The organism is Proteus mirabilis HI4320, assembly GCF_000069965.1.
Taxonomy (GTDB): Bacteria; Pseudomonadota; Gammaproteobacteria; order Enterobacterales; family Enterobacteriaceae; genus Proteus; species Proteus mirabilis.
Genome location: NC_010554.1, coordinates 1,469,569 through 1,487,266, shown reverse-complemented (window position 1 = coordinate 1,487,266; position 17,698 = coordinate 1,469,569). Strand labels below are relative to the sequence as shown.

The window sequence follows — 17,698 nt, the reverse complement described above, 5'->3', positions numbered from 1 at the left end:
TTATAGTACAAATATTTTATTCTAAATGTACATAAATAAATTAACATAAAAGCAAGTGGAATATTATTAATATCATTTAAAATCAATGAGTTGTTATTTCTTGTGGAGTGTTAAAGCTGATTTGATAAATATACTCTCGTTGTTTTCATAAAATATAAAAAATTTTTCATTACTGGAATTATTAGACTATCTTTTAAAGTAGGTATTTAAAATCATTTAGTCACTAATGTAATAATAATTAGTAAAGGTAATTTCAAGATGAATAAAAAAACGCCAAGTTATAGCTCACTCGATGATGTTTATGCATCGGTTGATTTATCACAATCCTTACCGAAAACACATTTTCCGCAACAAGAGAGCCATCCTCGTCATGTTTTTGATGCTGTAAGGGATGAGCTGATGCTAGATGGCAATTCAAGACAAAATCTGGCCACATTTTGTCAAACCTGGGTAGATGATGAGATCCGTGATTTGATGAATTTATCTATCGATAAGAACATGATAGATAAAGATGAATATCCACAAACGGCCGAAATTGAAAACCGTTGTGTTCATATGCTTGCTGATTTATGGCACTCACCCGATCCACTCAATACCCTAGGTTGTTCAACCATTGGCTCCTCTGAAGCGGCAATGCTGGGGGGACTTGCATTAAAATGGCAATGGCGTAAAAAACGCCTTGCTGCTGGAAAAGCGACAGATAAACCTAATCTTATTTGTGGGCCAGTTCAAGTCTGTTGGCATAAATTTGCCCGTTATTTTGACGTTGAACTCAGAGAGATCCCGCTTGAAGGTGATCGCTTGATGATGAGTCCTGAAGAGGTCATTAAACGTGTTGATGAAAATACTATCGGTGTAGTGCCAACATTAGGGGTGACCTTCACCTGTACTTATGAGCCAGTAAAAGCGGTACATGATGCACTCGACCAACTACAAAAAGAGACCGGACTTGATATTCCTATTCATGTTGATGGTGCGAGTGGTGGCTTTTTAGCGCCTTTCTGTGCACCTGATTTAGAATGGGATTTCCGTTTACCGCGTGTTAAATCCATTAACTCATCAGGCCATAAGTTTGGTTTAGCGCCATTGGGCTCTGGTTGGGTAGTATGGCGTGAAGCCAAAGACTTACCGGAAGAGCTTATTTTTAATGTGAACTACCTTGGCGGTAATATGCCAACCTTTGCGCTTAATTTCTCACGTCCCGGTGGGCAAATTATTGCTCAATACTATAATTTCTTGCGTCTTGGCAGAGAAGGGTATGCGAAGATCCACAATGCCTGTTATCACACCGCGCAATACCTTGCTCGAGAAATTGAAAAGCTAGGGCCTTTTGAAATGATCTTCAGTGGTGATAGTCAAAAAGGAATACCTGCATTAGCGTGGAAACTGAAAAAAGAGGCTAAGGTAAGCTACTCCTTATATGACATCGCTGATAAATTGCGTAGCCGTGGCTGGCAAGTACCCGCTTATTCTATGCCTGCTGATCGCCAAGATTTAGTTATTCAACGTATTCTTGTTCGTCATGGTGTGAGTTTAGATTTGGCGACATTACTGATAGAAGATATGAAACGTACTCTCGATTATTTCGAAAAACATCCTGTCAGCACACCTTTATCTGAAGAGGACGGCGGTGGCTTTAACCACAGCTAAACAGGCTCTTTTATTTGGTAATAGGTTGGAGAAATAGACTCTTTTTCTCCAGCCTTGATTATCTGCACACCATTATTTCATTGCATACACGTAGGAGAATGAGCATGGCGACATCTGCAACAAGTTCTGCCTCAAAACAGCTCACATTATTAGGTTTTTTTGCTATAACTGCATCCATGGTGATGGCGGTCTATGAGTATCCAACTTTTGCAACTTCCGGCTTTAGTCTAGTCTTTTTCTTATTACTAGGCGGTTTGTTGTGGTTTATTCCTGTTGCATTATGTGCAGCTGAAATGGCAACCGTTGAAGGATGGCAAGAAGGGGGCGTATTTGCTTGGGTATCTAATACGCTAGGGGAGCGCTGGGGATTTGCGGCGATCTCTTTTGGTTATTTACAAATAGCGATTGGTTTTATTCCAATGCTTTATTTCGTATTAGGAGCATTATCTTATATTCTTGATTGGCCTGAGTTAAATACCGATCCGCTCACCAAAACGATTGCCGCATTAGTGATTTTATGGGGATTAGCTTTAACTCAATTTGGCGGAACTAAATACACGGCTACTATTGCTAAATTAGGTTTCTTCGCGGGGATATTATTACCAGCAATCATTTTAGTGCTTTTAGCTATTAGTTATCTGGTCAGTGGTGCGCCTTTAGCAATAGAAATCAGCAGTAAAACCTTTTTCCCTGATTTTACTCAGATTGGTACTTTAGTGGTTTTTGTGGCCTTTATTTTAAGCTATATGGGCGTTGAAGCCTCAGCCACTCACGTCAACGAAATGAAAAATCCGGGCCGTGATTATCCGCTTGCCATGTTTTTATTAATGATTGTGGCAATATGCTTAAGCTCTATTGGCGGTTTATCTGTTGCGGCAGTGATCCCTCATAACGAAATCAACTTATCTGCGGGGGTGGTTGAAACCTTTAGTGTTTTAGTCAGCCATTTTAGTAGCGGATTAGTTTGGGCGGTTAAAATTATTGCTGCACTATTATTGCTTGGCGTCTTGGCTGAAATTGCGTCGTGGATCGTTGGGCCTTCACGGGGAATGTTTGTGGCTGCACAACAAGGTATTCTTCCGCCAACACTGGCTAAAGTAAATAAAAATGGTGTACCGGTAGCTTTAGTGATCACTCAGCTAATTATTACTACTATTGCTATAGTGGTACTGACTAACACCGGTGGTGGGGGCAATATGTCATTTCTTATTGCTTTAGCGCTGACAGTGGTGATTTATCTATGTAGCTACTTCATGCTGTTTATTGGCTATATGCATTTGGTTTGCAAGCAATCTGATAAGAAACGTGCATTTAATATTCCCGGTGGTAAAGGTGTTAAATTATTAGTGGCCGTTGTCGGTCTGATTGTGTCTATTTTAGCTTTTGTTGTTTCATTCTTCCCGCCTAGCTCTTTACCGGGGGGCAGTAGTGATACAACGTATGTTTCATTGCTAGTGGTGAGTTTTATTATTATTTTTGCTTTACCTTTTATTATTTATGCGTGCTCTCGCAAAGGCAATAAAGCCAATGTATCGATGATCCACATTAAGAGTCATAATGCACCGAAAGGACACTTTTTTATCCATCCTCGTGCTCGTTCAACGCATTATTTAGTGCCAATAGATAAAACAGATCATGATAGTCAGCAACAGAAATAATCTCTTTGGCAGTAGTTCAATGTGATGTTTTTTATAAAAAAGTAGCGATAAAAAAGCCATCCGTTAAAACGGATGGCTTAAATTTTTTAATTACAAATTAGCTATAATCGAGTATTACAGAACGTGTACTGATGAAGTATTTGTCGTTCCACTATCAACCAGTGCACCTGTAACCATAACAACACGATCACCTGCATGGGCTAAGCCACTTGATAATGCTGCATCTTTACCGATACGGTAGAAGTCATCAGTAGAAGCAATTTTATTAACTAATTGTGTTGTTACACCTTTTACTAACAGTAATTGGCGTGCGGTCTCTTCATTATTTGTTAATGCTAAGATAGGCGCTGTTGGGAAATATTTACGGATAGAGCGCGCTGATTTACCGCCATAAGTTGCTACAACGATAAGAGGAGCATCTAATTTCTCCGCCATTTCTACAGCACCACGACAAACAGCTTCTGTTACACGTAATTTAGCACCTAATTGGTAAGACTCTAAACGTGATTTCATGATGCGATCAGTACGATCACAGATAGTCGCCATAATAGTCACAGCTTCTACTGGATATTTACCTTTCGCACTTTCACCGGATAGCATAACAGCATCAGTACCATCTAAAATAGCATTGGCAACGTCACCAGCTTCTGCACGAGTAGGGCGTGGATTTTTGATCATGGAATCTAACATCTGTGTTGCAGTGATAACCACTTTACGCGCAGCGTTACATTTTTCGATCATCATTTTTTGTGCAAAGATAACTTCTTCAACAGGGATCTCAACACCTAAGTCACCACGTGCAACCATGATACCGTCAGAGGCTTCTAAAATTTCGTCAAAGTTATTTAAACCTTCTTGGTTTTCAATTTTAGAGATGATCATGATGTTTTCGCCACCGTGTGCTTTTAAGTGAGCACGCATCTCTTCAACATCTGAACGTTTACGAATAAAAGAAGCGGCAACAAAGTCAACGCCTTGTTCGCAACCAAAGATAAGATCTTGTTTATCTTTTTCTGCTAATGCCGGTAAGCCGATAGAAACACCTGGTAAGTTAACGCCTTTATTTTCGCCTAAATCACCGTTGTTGAGTACTTCACATACCACTTCAGTATCAGTGACTTTAATGACTTTCATACCGATAAGGCCGTCATCGACTAATACGGTATTGCCGACAGTTAAGTCTCTTGCGAAACCGTCATAAGTGACCGCAACGCGATCTTTATTACCAACAACAGAAGTATCTGTTGTAAAGGTAAAAGTCTGACCTGCAACTAAAGAGACATCGTTACCACCTTCTAATTTAATGGTGCGGATCTCAGGTCCTTTAGTATCTAATAAAATGGCTGCTTTTTTGCCTGTTTTTGCGCAGACATTACGCAGGTTTTTGATACGGTTGCCATGCTCTTCATAGTCACCGTGAGAGAAGTTTAGACGCATTACGTTCATGCCTGCGTCCAGTAATTGAGTCAGTTTTTCTTCAGATTCGGTTTTTGGCCCGATGGTGCAAACAATTTTTGTCTTTTTCATGGCAGTCTATTAATGATTCTATTGTAATGGATGAATAAGGATTAATGTTGTTGGGTTATATCAATCATCTTAACAGTGCGAAACACGATAAGTGCATTCATTTCTAGCTAATAAGTTGCGCAACATGTGAGTGGCTCCAACAACATGATAAAAATTTTGTCACTATTTTGTATAAAAGATTGCTAGACATCTTACATTATAGTCTATCATGATTCATTTGTTCTGTTTTCTAAAGATGCCTGTAAATCAATACGCTGAAACCTTTCAACAAAATTATGTTTTGTATTATAGAGGTTAATTTCCATGAAGAAAATCGAAAAAAGGTAAATTTAAGTGATGTGATCAAAATAGGGCTCTGATTGCTTGTTTTTTAAGCGTTTTGTTGCGCAATTAAATTTTGCGTAATCATTTTGTTGTTGTGTAGGGGAGGTAACACGAAATATAACAAGAATTAAGAAAGAGAAATGGTGCGTCCAAGTGGACTCGAACCACCGACCCCCACCATGTCAAGGTGGTGCTCTAACCAACTGAGCTATGGACGCACTGTATTGAAATGTTGTTCAGAGTAAATGGTGCGTCCAAGTGGACTCGAACCACCGACCCCCACCATGTCAAGGTGGTGCTCTAACCAACTGAGCTATGGACGCATTCTTTATTCTGGGTGACAACGGAGACGAATATTAGCGAGATGATTTGCTTCTGGCAAGAGGAAAAACACAAATTTGTATTCAACTGCTCGTATTTAAAGCTATTTGTTGATATTTGTGTCATTCCTTTGCCAAAAAATAACGCTTTAATGGAAGTATTAACGCTCCGAGCGTAATAAGACAACCTCATCAGATTGACGCTGGATCCACCAAATACGTGTTCCCATCATAATTGCAGAAGCGGTTAAACCTAAAATAAAACCAATCCAGAACCCCGCCGGCCCCATTGCTTCAACAATATAATCCGTTCGTCCCAAGAGATATCCGGAAGGCAAACCAATTACCCAATAAGCGATAAAGGTAATAAAAAAGATAGAGCGAGTATCTTTATAACCCCGTAATACCCCTGAACCAATAACCTGTACGGAATCTGACAACTGATAAAGTGCGGCGAATAACATAAGATGAGAGGCTAATGTCACCACTTCAATATTATCGTTATACATTAAAGCAATTTTTTCTCTAAAAATAATAGAGAAAATAGCGGTACAACTTGCCAGCATTAATCCGACAGCAAGGGCTGTAATGGCTGAAGTACGAGCTTGCTCTGTAGAACGTTGCCCAAGGTTATAACCCACACGAATTGTTGCAGCTATTCCCAAGGAAAGAGGGAACATAAACATTAATGAGCTAAAATTAAGGGCTATCTGGTGACTTGCAACAGCCGTTACACCTAATGGTGAAACTAATAATGCCACAACAGCAAACAGTGTTACTTCAAAAAATAGTGCTAGCCCTACAGGTAACCCTAACAATGTAATACGTTTTATTGTGTGGAATTCAGGTAACACTAGGCGTTTTTTGGGCATAACATCCCGTTGTGTTGGTGCTCGACGCACATAGTAGCGCATCATTAAGAACATCGCCCAAAAAACAGAGGCGGTTGCCACACCACAACCAATCCCACCTAATTGTGGGGCACCAAATTTACCGTAAATAAAGGCGTAGTTAACAGGAATGTTAATTAATAATCCAATAAAGCCGATGATCATGCCTGGTTTTGTTTTTGATAATCCCTCACATTGGCTTCTTAGCACTTGATAATAGAGACAACCAGGAGCCCCCCACATAATGGCATGAATAAATCCAATGGCTTTTTCTGCAAGCTCAGGCTCGATATCATGTTGCGCTTCAATAATAAAACGGCTGTTATAAAGAATGGCAATGACCATGATGGATAAAAAAGTGGCAAGCCAAAAACCTTGCTGTGTACGATTAGCAATATGCTTTCGTTGTCCTGAACCATTTAATTGTGCAACGATGGGGGTCAATGCCATTAATATACCTTGACCTAATAAAATCGTTGGCAACCAAATCGACGTACCTACAGCAACCGCAGACATTTCTGTGGCATTGACAGCACCTGCCATCACGGTATCAACTACTCCCATAGCAGTTTGGGAGAATTGAGCGATGATAACAGGGATACCAAGAGCAAGTAAGCTACGCGCTTCTTTTATATACTTCTGCACGCATACACCTTTATTCATTATAATAAGACGGAAGGGAGGAAAGAACGTCACATGTTAATATGGCGTAAAATAATCCTTAAGCAAACATATTCTAATGATAAATGTTTAATTATCAATGAAAGATATGACGTTTTTCAACCACAGAATTTTGATAAGTAAATAAGTGGTTTTACGTTATATTTGATGGCAAACATCATAAGGGGAGAAGGCAATAATGATCCCTTTGTGTAATATCACTTATGTTATCCTGATTACACTAAATTAATTAAGATAAACTCGCTTATCAGTCCAAGGAGATGTGAGATGTTTACAGGTATTGTTCAGGGAAAAGGACGTGTTATTGCCATTGAAGATAAAGGTGATTTCCGTACCCATATCATTGAATTACCTTCCGAGTTAGTCAATAACTTAGAAACAGGAGCTTCGATCGCTAACAATGGTTGTTGCCTAACCGTCACAAAAATCGATGGCAATAAAATTAGTTTCGATTTAGTGAAAGAGACGCTGCGCTTAACTAATTTGGGCGAGTTAACGGTTGGTTCAGAAGTTAATATTGAACGAGCGGCCAAATATGGCGATGAAATTGGTGGTCATGTGATGTCTGGTCATATTGTCACTACGGCTGAAATTGCGAAAATTATTACTTCAGAAAATAACTTACAGATCTGGTTTCGTATTTTTGATCAGACATTGATGAAGTATATTTTGCATAAAGGTTTTATTGGCATTGATGGTATTAGTTTAACTATTGGTGATGTGGTTAATAATCGTTTCTGTGTCCATCTGATCCCTGAGACTCGCGATAGAACGACGTTAGGTCGTAAGCGTTTGGGGGATAAAGTTAATATTGAGTTAGATCCACAGACTCAGGCGATTGTTGATACCGTAGAGCGTGTTATGGCGCAACAAGCATTAACGGTTAAGCTTCAAGCAACACACGAAGAAGAAAACGAAAAATAATATAGTCTGTTATCAGACGACTAGAATTAAAAAATCCCGTTTTTCAGTCTATGGAAAACGGGATTTTTACCTCTATTGATAGCTAAAAATCAGCGAGGTGTGCGTAATCCACCTATTCTACCTTTCGGGCTTAACATAATTTGCCATAATTGAATGTCTCTGGCGCGGAAAGCACCCGCACAAGCATTCAAGTAGTAGCTAAACATGCGTTTAAAACGAGGTGTATAGTTAGATTCAATTTCAGGCCAGCTAGCTAAAAAACGCTCATACCATGCCATTAAGGTTTTGTCATAATCGGCACCAAAATTATGCCAATCTTCCATAACAAATTTATTTTCCATTGCCTCAGCGGTTTTTTGAATAGACGGCAAACAACCGTTAGGGAAAATATATTTACTTATCCAACTATCGACATTAACTTTATTGTGATTAGAACCAATGGTATGTAATAAAAATAATCCATCTTCTTTGATATTACGACGAGCGACATCAAAGTAAGTGGCATAGTTTTTCGGGCCAACATGCTCGAACATACCAACAGAAACGATACGGTCGAACTGCTCGTTTAAGTCACGGTAATCTTCTAAGATGATATTGACATCAAGACCTTTACAGCGCTCTTGTGCTAATTTCTGTTGTTCAACTGAGATGGTCACCCCTGTAACAGAAACGCCATAGTTTTTGGCAGCATAAGCAGCAAGACCACCCCAGCCACAGCCAATATCAAGCAATGTCATACCTGGTTTTAGCTCTAACTTACGGCAAATAAGGTCGAGTTTGTGCTGTTGAGCAACTTCTAAGCTATCCGCATCCTTCCAATATCCACAGGAATATTGCATATAAGGATCTAACATTGCGGTAAAGAGGTCGTTACCTAAATCGTAATGCTCTTTACCCACCATCCACGCTCTTTTTTGTGTTTGTAAATTAAAAATGCGTGCCATGGCTATTTTTAAAATATCGCGCCAGTTACTTGGCAATTTATTTTCAAGACCTGCTCGTAAAACTTTATGAAAGAATATATCAAGACGTTCGCAGTCCCACCAACCATCCATATAGCTTTCACCGAGACCTAATGAGCCTTGTTGTAATACTCTTTTATAAAAATCTTTATTATGCACTTGGATATCATAAGGTTCAGAACCATTGATATGAATGTCTGCTTGAGCGAGCAGCTCTGATGCGATCCGTTGATAAGGATCATTGGAGGTCTTTCGGCCTTCTTCTACACAAGATGTACTCATATACTCTCCGGCGTAAACTAAGCGGGTTTTGAGGCATGAAGCAAGAAAGGATAATGCAGATTGGTAGAGTTAAAACAATATTGAATTCAACACAGATTGAATGAATAAAATTATTAAGAGAACTAATCTGACATAATCAGCAAATTATCTGTTTAATGCCTCAAAATCCGAAAGAAAAATGAATAAAACGCTTAAGCGTTTGAACAAGTATAGAGATGTAAATAGGTTTTCTCTAGAAAATAAAAAGGCCATTTTATATAAATGGCCTTTTTTAAGAATTTTCCTAAAAACAGGGTATGGCGTTATTCTGTCGCCTGAACTGTGTGTTTGCTAACGGATTTATTACGTTGAATAAAGTAACCCAGCGCCATTGGAATAGCCGTGAGTGCCATAATCGCTGTGGTATTAATTAATGGCTGTTGGCTAATAAAGGCTGAGACAATAAAGCTTGCTAAACTACATAGACCTAATTGTAGCGCATTTTGCAATGCAGCAGCTTTACCACTCACTTCCGGGTAGGCTGATAGCGCATTAGAGACAGCAATGGGATAAGAAGCACCGTTCATCACAGCCATAATACAAAATGGAATTAAAATTGTTGTTAATGTTGGGTGTGTATATTTGGCGACTAAGAACAACGCTGTCATGCTCACTGCGTAGCCAATTAACAATAAAGGTAATAGTGTTTTACCCGACATTTTTGATAATAAAATGCGACAACCATAACCACCTACCATAAATGCGATGGTTTGTGGAATATAGCTTAAGCCGATATCTTGTGGTGAATAACCCATCTTCTCAAGGATAATCGGAGAGCCTGCTAACCAAGCAAAGAAACCCGCACTACAGGACGCGTAAACTAATACGTTACCGGCATAGATAGGTGACTTAAGCAAAGTTAAAAATGATACTGTAGATGGGCCTGCATCAATAACTGATTTTTGTTTAATATTTTTTAGCATCAATGTGGGTAGCATTAATACAAGAGTAATTGCCATCAGCAACATAAAAATCATGCGCCAGCCACCGTGGTTTAACAGAAAAGCACCAATGAGTGGCGCTAAGGCTGGGGAAAGGGCGACCAATGGCATAATTGATGCGAAAACGTGTTGAGCGCGAGACTCATCAAAACGGTCTATCACTAGTGCTTGCCAAATAACGGCTGCAGAGCAGACGCCAAAGGCTTGTAAGAAGCGCATGGTTAGTAAACCGGCAGCACTGTCTACCCAAAGCATACCTAGACAACCTAGGGAGAAGAAACTTAGCCCAATAAGTAAAATAGGCTTACGCCCCAATTTGTCTGAGAGTGGTCCCCAAAGTAGTTGAGCGACAGCAAAGCCAAATAGAAAGATACTTAAGCTGTTACTGACGGCGCCTTCACTGATTGATAATTCGCGTTGCATCATACCAAATGCAGGCAGATACATATCGATAGCTAAATAGCCCAGCATACTAAGGCAGGCGAGATACACCATAAAGAGAGAAGGTGTTTTTGATTGTGTGGAATTCTTTAAAGTCATTTTAATTTTCTATGTTATGTGATGTAAAACATTTTATATATTGTAGCTAAGAGTGATTTTACTTGTGAAACGGGAATATTTGGTTAATGCTGTGAAAAAAATTCAAAGGAATAAATATTATGTGGTCAGAATACTCGCTAGAGGTCGTTGATGCTGTCGCTAGAACGGGGAGTTTTAGCTCAGCCGCTCAAGAATTGCACAGAGTACCCTCCGCGGTGAGTTACACCGTGAGACAATTAGAAGAATGGCTTGCCGTTCCTTTGTTTGAACGCCGGCATCGTGATGTTGAATTAACCGATGCGGGTAAGATCTTTATTAAAGAAGCCCGTTCTGTTATCAAAAAAATGAATGACACTCGCCATATGTGCCAGCAAGTCTCAAATGGCTGGCGGGGGCAGTTTAGCATTGCCGTGGATGGTATTGTCAAACCGGCTAGAACACAGCAACTTATTCTGGACTTTTATCGCCATTTTCCTGATATCGAACTCTATGTTTATCCTGAAGTTTTTAACGGTGTCTGGGATTCATTAGTGAACGGGCGTGTTGATTTGGCTATTGGTGCCACTAGAGCTTCACCTATTGGTGAACGTTATAGTTTTAAAGATATGGGCTTTATGCCGTGGCGATGTGTGTGTCATGCTGATCATCCTCTTGCAAGCGCGGCACATCCATTAACCGATGATGAACTACGGCCTTATCCTAGTTTATGTTTAGAAGATACCTCACGTAGTTTACCAAAACGAGATACTTGGGCATTAAATAATCAGCGCCGAATGATAGTACCTTCATGGGATATGGGGCTTGAGTGTTTATTAGCAGGATTATGTGTTGGTATGGTGCCTTGGCACCGAGCGGAGCCATTAATCGAACAAGGTAAGTTGGTTACCCTTACCTTAGCACAACCCTTGCCAGACAGTCCGTGCTGTCTAACATGGGTTGATAAAAGCGAATCGCCGGCATTAACTTGGCTATTAGATTATCTAGGCGATAGCCAAACCTTAAATGAGGAATGGCTTCGTTAATGAAGGAGATCAGCGGCGATAATCAATAAATGGACCATCGGCAACAGAGCGACGTTCTACTAGGCGCGGGTGTACTTCGATAGTTTGTGCATCCTCGCGTTTATTCACAATACGGTCGAGTAACATGGAAAAAGCCATTTGTCCTAAACGCTCTTTCGGCTGGTGAACCGTGGTTAAAGCTGGTGTGAAATAGCGTGCATTACGGATATTGTCGTAGCCGACAATGGAAATATCGGCAGGAACACGTAATCCTAACTCATCAGCTGCACATATTGCTCCCATCGCCATAACATCACCGCCACAAAATACGGCAGTAGGGCGTTGCTTTTGATTGAGCATTTGGGTCATGGCTTTGTAACCAGATTCAGGTTCAAAGTCACCTTGTACAATCCACTCTTCTTTTACCGTAATTTTCGCTTCTTCCATGGCTTTTAAAAAGCCCTGTAAACGACCGCCTCCGGTATTTCGCTCTAGAGGGCCGGGGATAATACCAATATCACGATGACCTCGTTCAATAAGATAACGACCGGCTATATAGCCACCATGGAATGCGTTATCAATAATGGTATCAGTAAAGTCACCGCGGGCTTTTCCCCAGTCCATTACGACCATCGGAATATTACGATAACCTTCTAAGAGAGAAAGAAGATGATCGGGATATTCTGAACACATGACTAATAAACCATCAACACGTTTTTGTGCCAACATAGCTAAATAAGCTTTTTGTTTATCAAGATTATTATGTGAATTACATAAAATTAGCGTGTAGCCTTTGCTATAACAACTATTTTCAACAGCTTCAATCACTTCAGCAAAGTAAGGTGCTTCACTGGACGTGGCTAATAAACCAATAGATTTAGTGTGATTGACTTTTAAACTACGTGCGACAGCACTCGGCGAATAATTTAATTCTTTTATCGCAGCCCAAACTGCCGCTCTTGTGTTCTCAGCAACAAAACGAGTTTTGTTGATCACATGAGAAACAGTCGTGGTTGATACGCCTGCGCGTTTTGCCACGTCTTTTATTGTTGCCATGGTGTGGAAAACTCCTGACCTTCATTGGTCTCTTTTAATTCATTTTATGGTTTAACTGCCAGTATAGTCATATATAGGGCAAACACTGGCAATAATTTAGCGATTAGCTGTGAATTTTGTATGATCTAGCTCAAAAGTGAAAGTATTAATCAATGTTATAAATTGTGCTCTAGTCGCTATTTTAGCAAAACTTGATATGTAATAATAATTAACCATGACAAGATTATGGTTTAATCTGAGTATTATAATCATTTTGAGGGAGAAATAGATGGATACGGATCTGAAATTTGGTTTAAGTACCGCAGTAGCAGCACTGGTTATGATCGTAATATATGCAAGTTTATTGTTTTGATTGTTAATTGCTAATTATTTACTTAAATTTTAGCTATCCAAAGTGAGCAATCAAATATATCAATATAACAAAGGGCACTAGGCCCTTTGTTATTAGATTATCAAAAATGGTTTTCCCATCTCTGAAACAGTCAATTAAGCAAGATTTGCTTCAACAAATGACCAGTTAACCAGTGCCCAGAACTCTTCTAAGTATTTCACACGTGCATTACGATAGTCGATGTAGTAAGCGTGCTCCCAGACGTCAACAGTTAACAGTGGTTTATCTTCGCCAGAAACAGGTGTTGCAGCGTTAGATGTATTAACAATGGCTAATGAGCCATCTGCTTTTTTCACTAACCAAGTCCAACCTGAACCAAAGTTTTTTGCAGCTGCATCATTAAATTGTTTTTTGAACTCTTCAAAAGAGCCAAACGCTTTATTGATTGCTTCTGCAATTTTACCTGTTGGTGCACCGCCTGCGTTTGGTGCTAAGCAATTCCAGTAGAATGTATGGTTCCAAACTTGAGCAGCATTATTGAAAATACCACCTTCAGTAGTTTTGATGAGCTCTTCTAAAGATTTATTTTCTAAATCAGTACCTTTAACCAAGTTATTTAAGTTGGTTACGTAAGTTTGGTGGTGTTTGCCGTAGTGGTATTCTAATGTTTCTTTAGAGATATGTGGCTCAAGAGCATCTAACGCATAAGGTAATTTTGGTAATTCGAAAGACATTGCGTACTCCTTTATCCTATCATTTTCGGGTTTTGTGCCTTAAACCATTCCATCTAATTCAACTGAATTGATAAAATGAGGCAAATGAACTCACTAAGTTGTTACTATTTTGCTAATTATTTTAACAAAAATTCATTGAAATAACAGCTAAATATCTTTTATCTATTAGTATAGAACATATAGATTAGTTATATTGATAAGAGTATCTCTCACTAAGATAGAGGTAAAGTGTTAAAACACTATCCCAATATCAGGGTATATAACATTTTAGCCATGACGATTAATAAGAATAGGGCAAATATTTGGCGTACTCTGGCAATAGGTAGTTTATAGGCAACTTTTACGCCGATAGGGGCTGTAAGTATACTGGTAATACTAATACCAATAAAAGCAGGTAGATAGACAAAACCTAAATAATAGTCTGCTAATTCAGTTTGTTGCCAACCATAAACGATCCCCATAACAGTCCCAATAGTGGCGATAATCACACCCAGCATTGATGATGTTGCAATACATTTACGGGTATTAAACCCCCAGTGGCTTAATAGCGGTATTGTTATGGTGCCACCCGCTATACCAATAAAACTTGAAATAAAACCCACTAAGCTACCACCGGTTGTCAGTGCTGGTTTTGAAACCACCGGATCTTGGGCATTCTCAACACGTTCAGCTTCTTTTTTCTTGGTCAGTAATCCATATATGGTATAGGCCATAAAAATACAAAAGATAATTTGTAATAGGGTATTTGAGAGTTTTTGTACTAGGAATGTCCCAACTAGCATACCGAGAAGAGTGCCTACAGCGAGGAGCGGAAATTGTGACCATAAAATCGCTTTATGTTTATTATGCGAATAAGCAGAAGAGGCGGTAGAAAATATAATGACAGAAAAAGAGGTTGAGAGGGCGATTTTCATTACCATATCTGCAGGGATAGCTTGTTGGCTAACAACATACATCACAATAGGAACAATAATGGCTCCACCACCAATTCCTAACAATCCGGCAAAAAATCCAGTTATACATCCCACAATCAGAAACAGTAAAATCATTTCCATTACTAAATACTCATAAGTTTAAATATGCGAGTTTTGACGAGTCCATGATAATGGCAGATCCCTATTAGAAATAACATCTCATTTTTATATATATAAACAATTAGTTAATTTTACTTATTGTTCTATCTCTATTGAATAAAAGCAAAACAAAAGATGGGTAAGTTAATTTATTGAATATATAAATAATTTATATATATCTTACAGAGCGTGAGCAGGATATTTATCAGAATGTTTAATTATTATCTATAATTTAAATTGAACTAATGATTGATGTTTATTCATAAAAAGGAGTATTTATGACTGCTAAAATTGATCCAAAAGCATTTTTTGACTTACCCTTTGAGAATGGTAAAGACATTACAGATAAAGAATTAAAAGCCGCTTATGATGCAGGGCACACTTTTATCCATATTGATTTAAGTGATGCGCATTTCTCACCACAAATTACCTTGTTCAATGGTAATGAATTAGATCGTATTCGCGGTGGTGTAATTCGTATTGATAATAACTCAACGAAATCTACTTTAGTTGCTGAAGGGCCAAGTAAAAAACCAGAGCAATTAAAAGCCGGTTATTATTACCACGCTTCAGGTACTACAGGTTGGGATATTATTGTTAAGCCTATTAAATAACGAAATTTATCAATATCCAATTTAACGAGATATTGATATTGACGTTGAAAATTTGTGTGATCAGGGACATCAGATATCCGTCGACTAAAACATTATCTGGTGTTCTTTACTGTAATGTGCATTTATACACTTATTTAGGTGCTTTTTATGGGGGCACTTCACATTGGGCGAGGGTTTACGGCGTTTTTCGCTAAGCCAACATTAATCTTATTTTATTTGTTCCCAGATCGTCATGCCTTGTCGTATGTTTTCTCATCAATTATAGGGTGATTTATCCGTAATTTATTGATTTAGATACATAACTAAACTTATATAGAGCTTTCTTATATAAAGTGGTATTCTTCTTTCATGTTTTCCTCAATATAAAACATACTGAATATAAAAAGGTTGTAAGGACTTAATAAATGACGACTATCGAAAAAATTGAACGCCAAATCAAAGAAAATCCCATCCTGTTATACATGAAAGGATCACCAAAATTACCAAGCTGTGGATTTTCTGCACAAGCCGTTCAAGCGATTTCTGCTTGTGGTGAGCGTTTTGCTTATGTCGATATTTTGCAAAACCCTGATATTCGTGCAGAGCTACCAAAATATGCTCATTGGCCAACTTTCCCACAATTATGGGTGGATGGCGAATTAGTCGGTGGTTGTGACATTATCTTAGAAATGTATCAGCGCGGTGAATTGCAGAAGTTATTAAAAGAGACTGCAGATAAATACCGTGGTGAAGAAGAAGCATAATCCCCATTGCGTTTTTCACCATGATTTAAATTGACCGTAATTAAAAAAAGAGGCCAGTACATTATTTGCACTGGCTTCTTTTTTGTCGCTTAATATGGCACAGCCAAACACATAAGTTTGATTAGGGCGTTGGTAGTGGCCAACCACCTAATTTTTTCCAGCGGTTAACTAATTCACAAAACAGTAATGATGTACGATTGGTATCGTATAAAGCCCCATGAGCGAGTTTACTATCAAAGGGGATACCTGCAGTAATACAGGCTTTCGCTAAAATAGTTTGTCCTAGTACTAAACCACTTAAAGCCGCAGTATCAAAAGTAGCAAAAGGGTGGAAAGGGTTACGCTTTAAACCTGCTCGCTCAGCTGCCGCCATAACAAAGCTATGATCAAAATTAGCATTATGAGCCACAATGATCGCACGGTTACAGTTGGCGTCTTTCATTCCTTTACGTACCATTTTAAAAATGGCGTGTAACGCTTCATATTCGCTGACAGCACCACGAAGAGGATTTGTAGGATCAATTCCGGTAAATTCTAACGCCGCTGGCTCTAAATTTGCGCCCTCAAAGGGGTCGACATGAAAATGCAATGTATTATCAGGTTTTAACCAACCTTGCTCATCCATTTTTAAAGTGATAGCAGCAATTTCAAGTAAGCCATCTGTTTTGGCATTAAATCCACCCGTTTCAACATCAATAACGACTGGATAGTAACCTCGAAAGCGGTTACATAATTCATTAGGGTTTATTTTATCAGGCATTAAACTGTACTTATCCGATGAAAATAGCACATCAGAAATTAATAATAATCAGGAACCAGAAAAGCAATACAATGCCTTTCTGGTTTTACTAATATTTAGTTACCCAGAGCTTGACTGGCACTTTTGTTTTCGATTAATTCAATTTTATATCCATCAGGATCTTCTACAAAGGCGATAATTGTTGTACCACCTTTAACAGGGCCTGCTTCACGGGTAACGTTACCCCCCGCTTGACGGATAGCCTCACAAGTTGCAGCTACATCATCAACCCCTAATGCAACATGGCCAAATGCAGTCCCCATTTCGTAGCTAGTCACACCCCAGTTATAGGTTAATTCAATAACAGCACCGCTACTTTCATCACCATAGCCAACAAAAGCCAACGAGTATTTATATTCCTCATTCTCACTGGTGCGTAGAAGTTGCATACCTAAAACTTTGGTATAAAAATCGATAGAGCGTTGTAAATCGCCTACACGGATCATGGTATGAAGTACTCGCATATAAACCTCTCGTGTTTGTTAAATATGACACCCGACAGTATAAACTGATGGTGTTGTACTATAACGCGTTACAGCCCTATAGTTCAATTTACGCTTTACTCATCAGTATTGTAGTAAATGGGCAGATAATATCTCTTTTTACTAT

16 protein-coding genes and 2 tRNA genes are annotated in these 17,698 nt (G+C 38.9%); 7 read left to right on the top strand and 11 right to left on the bottom strand.

The genetic code is table 11. From position 1 onward, the window contains the following. Positions 1-258 precede the first annotated feature (258 nt). Together gad and gadC are read left to right on the top strand one after the other, a co-directional pair. Positions 259-1,650, top strand: coding sequence for a glutamate decarboxylase (gene gad / locus PMI_RS06805; protein ID WP_004243150.1), 1,392 nt, complete (start codon positions 259-261; stop codon positions 1,648-1,650). Positions 1,651-1,754: 104 nt separating this feature from the next. Then, positions 1,755-3,308: a glutamate/gamma-aminobutyrate antiporter gene (gene gadC, locus PMI_RS06800; protein WP_004250983.1), complete on the top strand. Its 1,554-nt coding sequence runs from the start codon at positions 1,755-1,757 to the stop codon at positions 3,306-3,308. 114 nt (positions 3,309-3,422) lie between these two features. On the opposite strand, the gene pykF is transcribed toward gadC, so the two are convergent. From pykF to PMI_RS06780, 4 genes are all read right to left on the bottom strand, one after another. Then, a complete protein-coding gene (gene pykF, locus PMI_RS06795) occupies positions 3,423-4,835 on the bottom strand; it encodes a pyruvate kinase PykF (protein ID WP_004248168.1) in 1,413 nt (470 codons plus the stop codon). A 465-nt stretch (positions 4,836-5,300) separates the two neighbouring features. Next, positions 5,301-5,377, bottom strand: a tRNA-Val gene (locus tag PMI_RS06790). A 28-nt stretch (positions 5,378-5,405) separates the two neighbouring features. Next, positions 5,406-5,482, bottom strand: a tRNA-Val gene (locus PMI_RS06785). Between the two features lie 158 nt (positions 5,483-5,640). Then, positions 5,641-7,014 (bottom strand): MATE family efflux transporter, encoded by a 1,374-nt coding sequence (locus PMI_RS06780; protein WP_004248167.1) that lies wholly within the window; start codon positions 7,012-7,014, stop codon positions 5,641-5,643. Positions 7,015-7,317: 303 nt separating this feature from the next. On the opposite strand from PMI_RS06780, the gene PMI_RS06775 reads away from it, so the two are divergent. Continuing rightward, entirely contained in the window at positions 7,318-7,974 is a 657-nt protein-coding gene (locus PMI_RS06775) for a riboflavin synthase (protein WP_004243145.1), read from the top strand. Between the two features lie 89 nt (positions 7,975-8,063). Here PMI_RS06775 and cfa read toward each other — a convergent pair whose 3' ends face one another. Next, a complete protein-coding gene (gene cfa, locus PMI_RS06770) occupies positions 8,064-9,218 on the bottom strand; it encodes a cyclopropane fatty acyl phospholipid synthase (protein WP_004243144.1) in 1,155 nt (384 codons plus the stop codon). Positions 9,219-9,520: 302 nt separating this feature from the next. After that, entirely contained in the window at positions 9,521-10,738 is a 1,218-nt protein-coding gene (gene punC, locus PMI_RS06765) for a purine nucleoside transporter PunC (protein WP_004248166.1), read from the bottom strand. 119 nt (positions 10,739-10,857) lie between these two features. On the opposite strand from punC, the gene punR reads away from it, so the two are divergent. Next, positions 10,858-11,760 (top strand): DNA-binding transcriptional activator PunR, encoded by a 903-nt coding sequence (gene punR, locus PMI_RS06760; protein WP_004243142.1) that lies wholly within the window; start codon positions 10,858-10,860, stop codon positions 11,758-11,760. 9 nt (positions 11,761-11,769) lie between these two features. Here the strand turns inward: punR and purR are convergent, their stop codons facing one another. Next, the gene (gene purR / locus PMI_RS06755; protein ID WP_004243141.1) at positions 11,770-12,795 is read right to left on the bottom strand and encodes an HTH-type transcriptional repressor PurR; all 1,026 of its coding nucleotides are present in this window, start codon (positions 12,793-12,795) and stop codon (positions 11,770-11,772) included. A gap of 268 nt (positions 12,796-13,063) precedes the next feature. Here purR and cydH point away from each other — a divergent pair, with 268 nt between their 5' ends. After that, positions 13,064-13,147, top strand: a complete 84-nt coding sequence (cydH, locus tag PMI_RS19780; protein WP_096043109.1) for a cytochrome bd-I oxidase subunit CydH — start codon at positions 13,064-13,066, stop codon at positions 13,145-13,147. Positions 13,148-13,281: 134 nt separating this feature from the next. Here cydH and sodB read toward each other — a convergent pair whose 3' ends face one another. Both sodB and PMI_RS06745 read right to left on the bottom strand, forming a co-directional pair. Beyond that, positions 13,282-13,860 (bottom strand): superoxide dismutase [Fe], encoded by a 579-nt coding sequence (sodB, locus tag PMI_RS06750; RefSeq protein WP_004243139.1) that lies wholly within the window; start codon positions 13,858-13,860, stop codon positions 13,282-13,284. Positions 13,861-14,099: 239 nt separating this feature from the next. Beyond that, positions 14,100-14,915, bottom strand: coding sequence for a sulfite exporter TauE/SafE family protein (locus PMI_RS06745; RefSeq protein WP_004248165.1), 816 nt, complete (start codon positions 14,913-14,915; stop codon positions 14,100-14,102). Between the two features lie 296 nt (positions 14,916-15,211). On the opposite strand from PMI_RS06745, the gene PMI_RS06740 reads away from it, so the two are divergent. Beyond that, entirely contained in the window at positions 15,212-15,547 is a 336-nt protein-coding gene (locus tag PMI_RS06740; RefSeq protein ID WP_004248163.1) for a hypothetical protein, read from the top strand. Positions 15,548-15,951: 404 nt separating this feature from the next. Beyond that, positions 15,952-16,290: a Grx4 family monothiol glutaredoxin gene (locus PMI_RS06735; RefSeq protein WP_004243134.1), complete on the top strand. Its 339-nt coding sequence runs from the start codon at positions 15,952-15,954 to the stop codon at positions 16,288-16,290. Between the two features lie 121 nt (positions 16,291-16,411). Here the strand turns inward: PMI_RS06735 and rnt are convergent, their stop codons facing one another. Further along, positions 16,412-17,050: a ribonuclease T gene (rnt, locus tag PMI_RS06730; RefSeq protein ID WP_004243132.1), complete on the bottom strand. Its 639-nt coding sequence runs from the start codon at positions 17,048-17,050 to the stop codon at positions 16,412-16,414. A gap of 95 nt (positions 17,051-17,145) precedes the next feature. Next, a complete protein-coding gene (gloA, locus tag PMI_RS06725) occupies positions 17,146-17,553 on the bottom strand; it encodes a lactoylglutathione lyase (RefSeq protein ID WP_012367981.1) in 408 nt (135 codons plus the stop codon). Positions 17,554-17,698 lie beyond the last annotated feature (145 nt).

Excerpts from the sequence above, each read along its gene's own strand:
- gad (WP_004243150.1), top strand. The coding sequence starts at position 259 with ATGAATAAAAAAACGCCAAGTTATAGCTCACTCGATGATGTTTATGCA.
- gadC (WP_004250983.1), top strand. The coding sequence starts at position 1,755 with ATGGCGACATCTGCAACAAGTTCTGCCTCAAAACAGCTCACATTATTA.
- pykF (WP_004248168.1), bottom strand. The coding sequence starts at position 4,835 with ATGAAAAAGACAAAAATTGTTTGCACCATCGGGCCAAAAACCGAATCT.
- PMI_RS06775 (WP_004243145.1), top strand. The coding sequence starts at position 7,318 with ATGTTTACAGGTATTGTTCAGGGAAAAGGACGTGTTATTGCCATTGAA.
- cfa (WP_004243144.1), bottom strand. The coding sequence starts at position 9,218 with ATGAGTACATCTTGTGTAGAAGAAGGCCGAAAGACCTCCAATGATCCT.
- punC (WP_004248166.1), bottom strand. The coding sequence starts at position 10,738 with ATGACTTTAAAGAATTCCACACAATCAAAAACACCTTCTCTCTTTATG.
- punR (WP_004243142.1), top strand. The coding sequence starts at position 10,858 with ATGTGGTCAGAATACTCGCTAGAGGTCGTTGATGCTGTCGCTAGAACG.
- purR (WP_004243141.1), bottom strand. The coding sequence starts at position 12,795 with ATGGCAACAATAAAAGACGTGGCAAAACGCGCAGGCGTATCAACCACG.
- cydH (WP_096043109.1), top strand. The coding sequence starts at position 13,064 with ATGGATACGGATCTGAAATTTGGTTTAAGTACCGCAGTAGCAGCACTG.
- sodB (WP_004243139.1), bottom strand. The coding sequence starts at position 13,860 with ATGTCTTTCGAATTACCAAAATTACCTTATGCGTTAGATGCTCTTGAG.
- PMI_RS06745 (WP_004248165.1), bottom strand. The coding sequence starts at position 14,915 with ATGGAAATGATTTTACTGTTTCTGATTGTGGGATGTATAACTGGATTT.
- PMI_RS06740 (WP_004248163.1), top strand. The coding sequence starts at position 15,212 with ATGACTGCTAAAATTGATCCAAAAGCATTTTTTGACTTACCCTTTGAG.
- PMI_RS06735 (WP_004243134.1), top strand. The coding sequence starts at position 15,952 with ATGACGACTATCGAAAAAATTGAACGCCAAATCAAAGAAAATCCCATC.
- rnt (WP_004243132.1), bottom strand. The coding sequence starts at position 17,050 with ATGCCTGATAAAATAAACCCTAATGAATTATGTAACCGCTTTCGAGGT.
- gloA (WP_012367981.1), bottom strand. The coding sequence starts at position 17,553 with ATGCGAGTACTTCATACCATGATCCGTGTAGGCGATTTACAACGCTCT.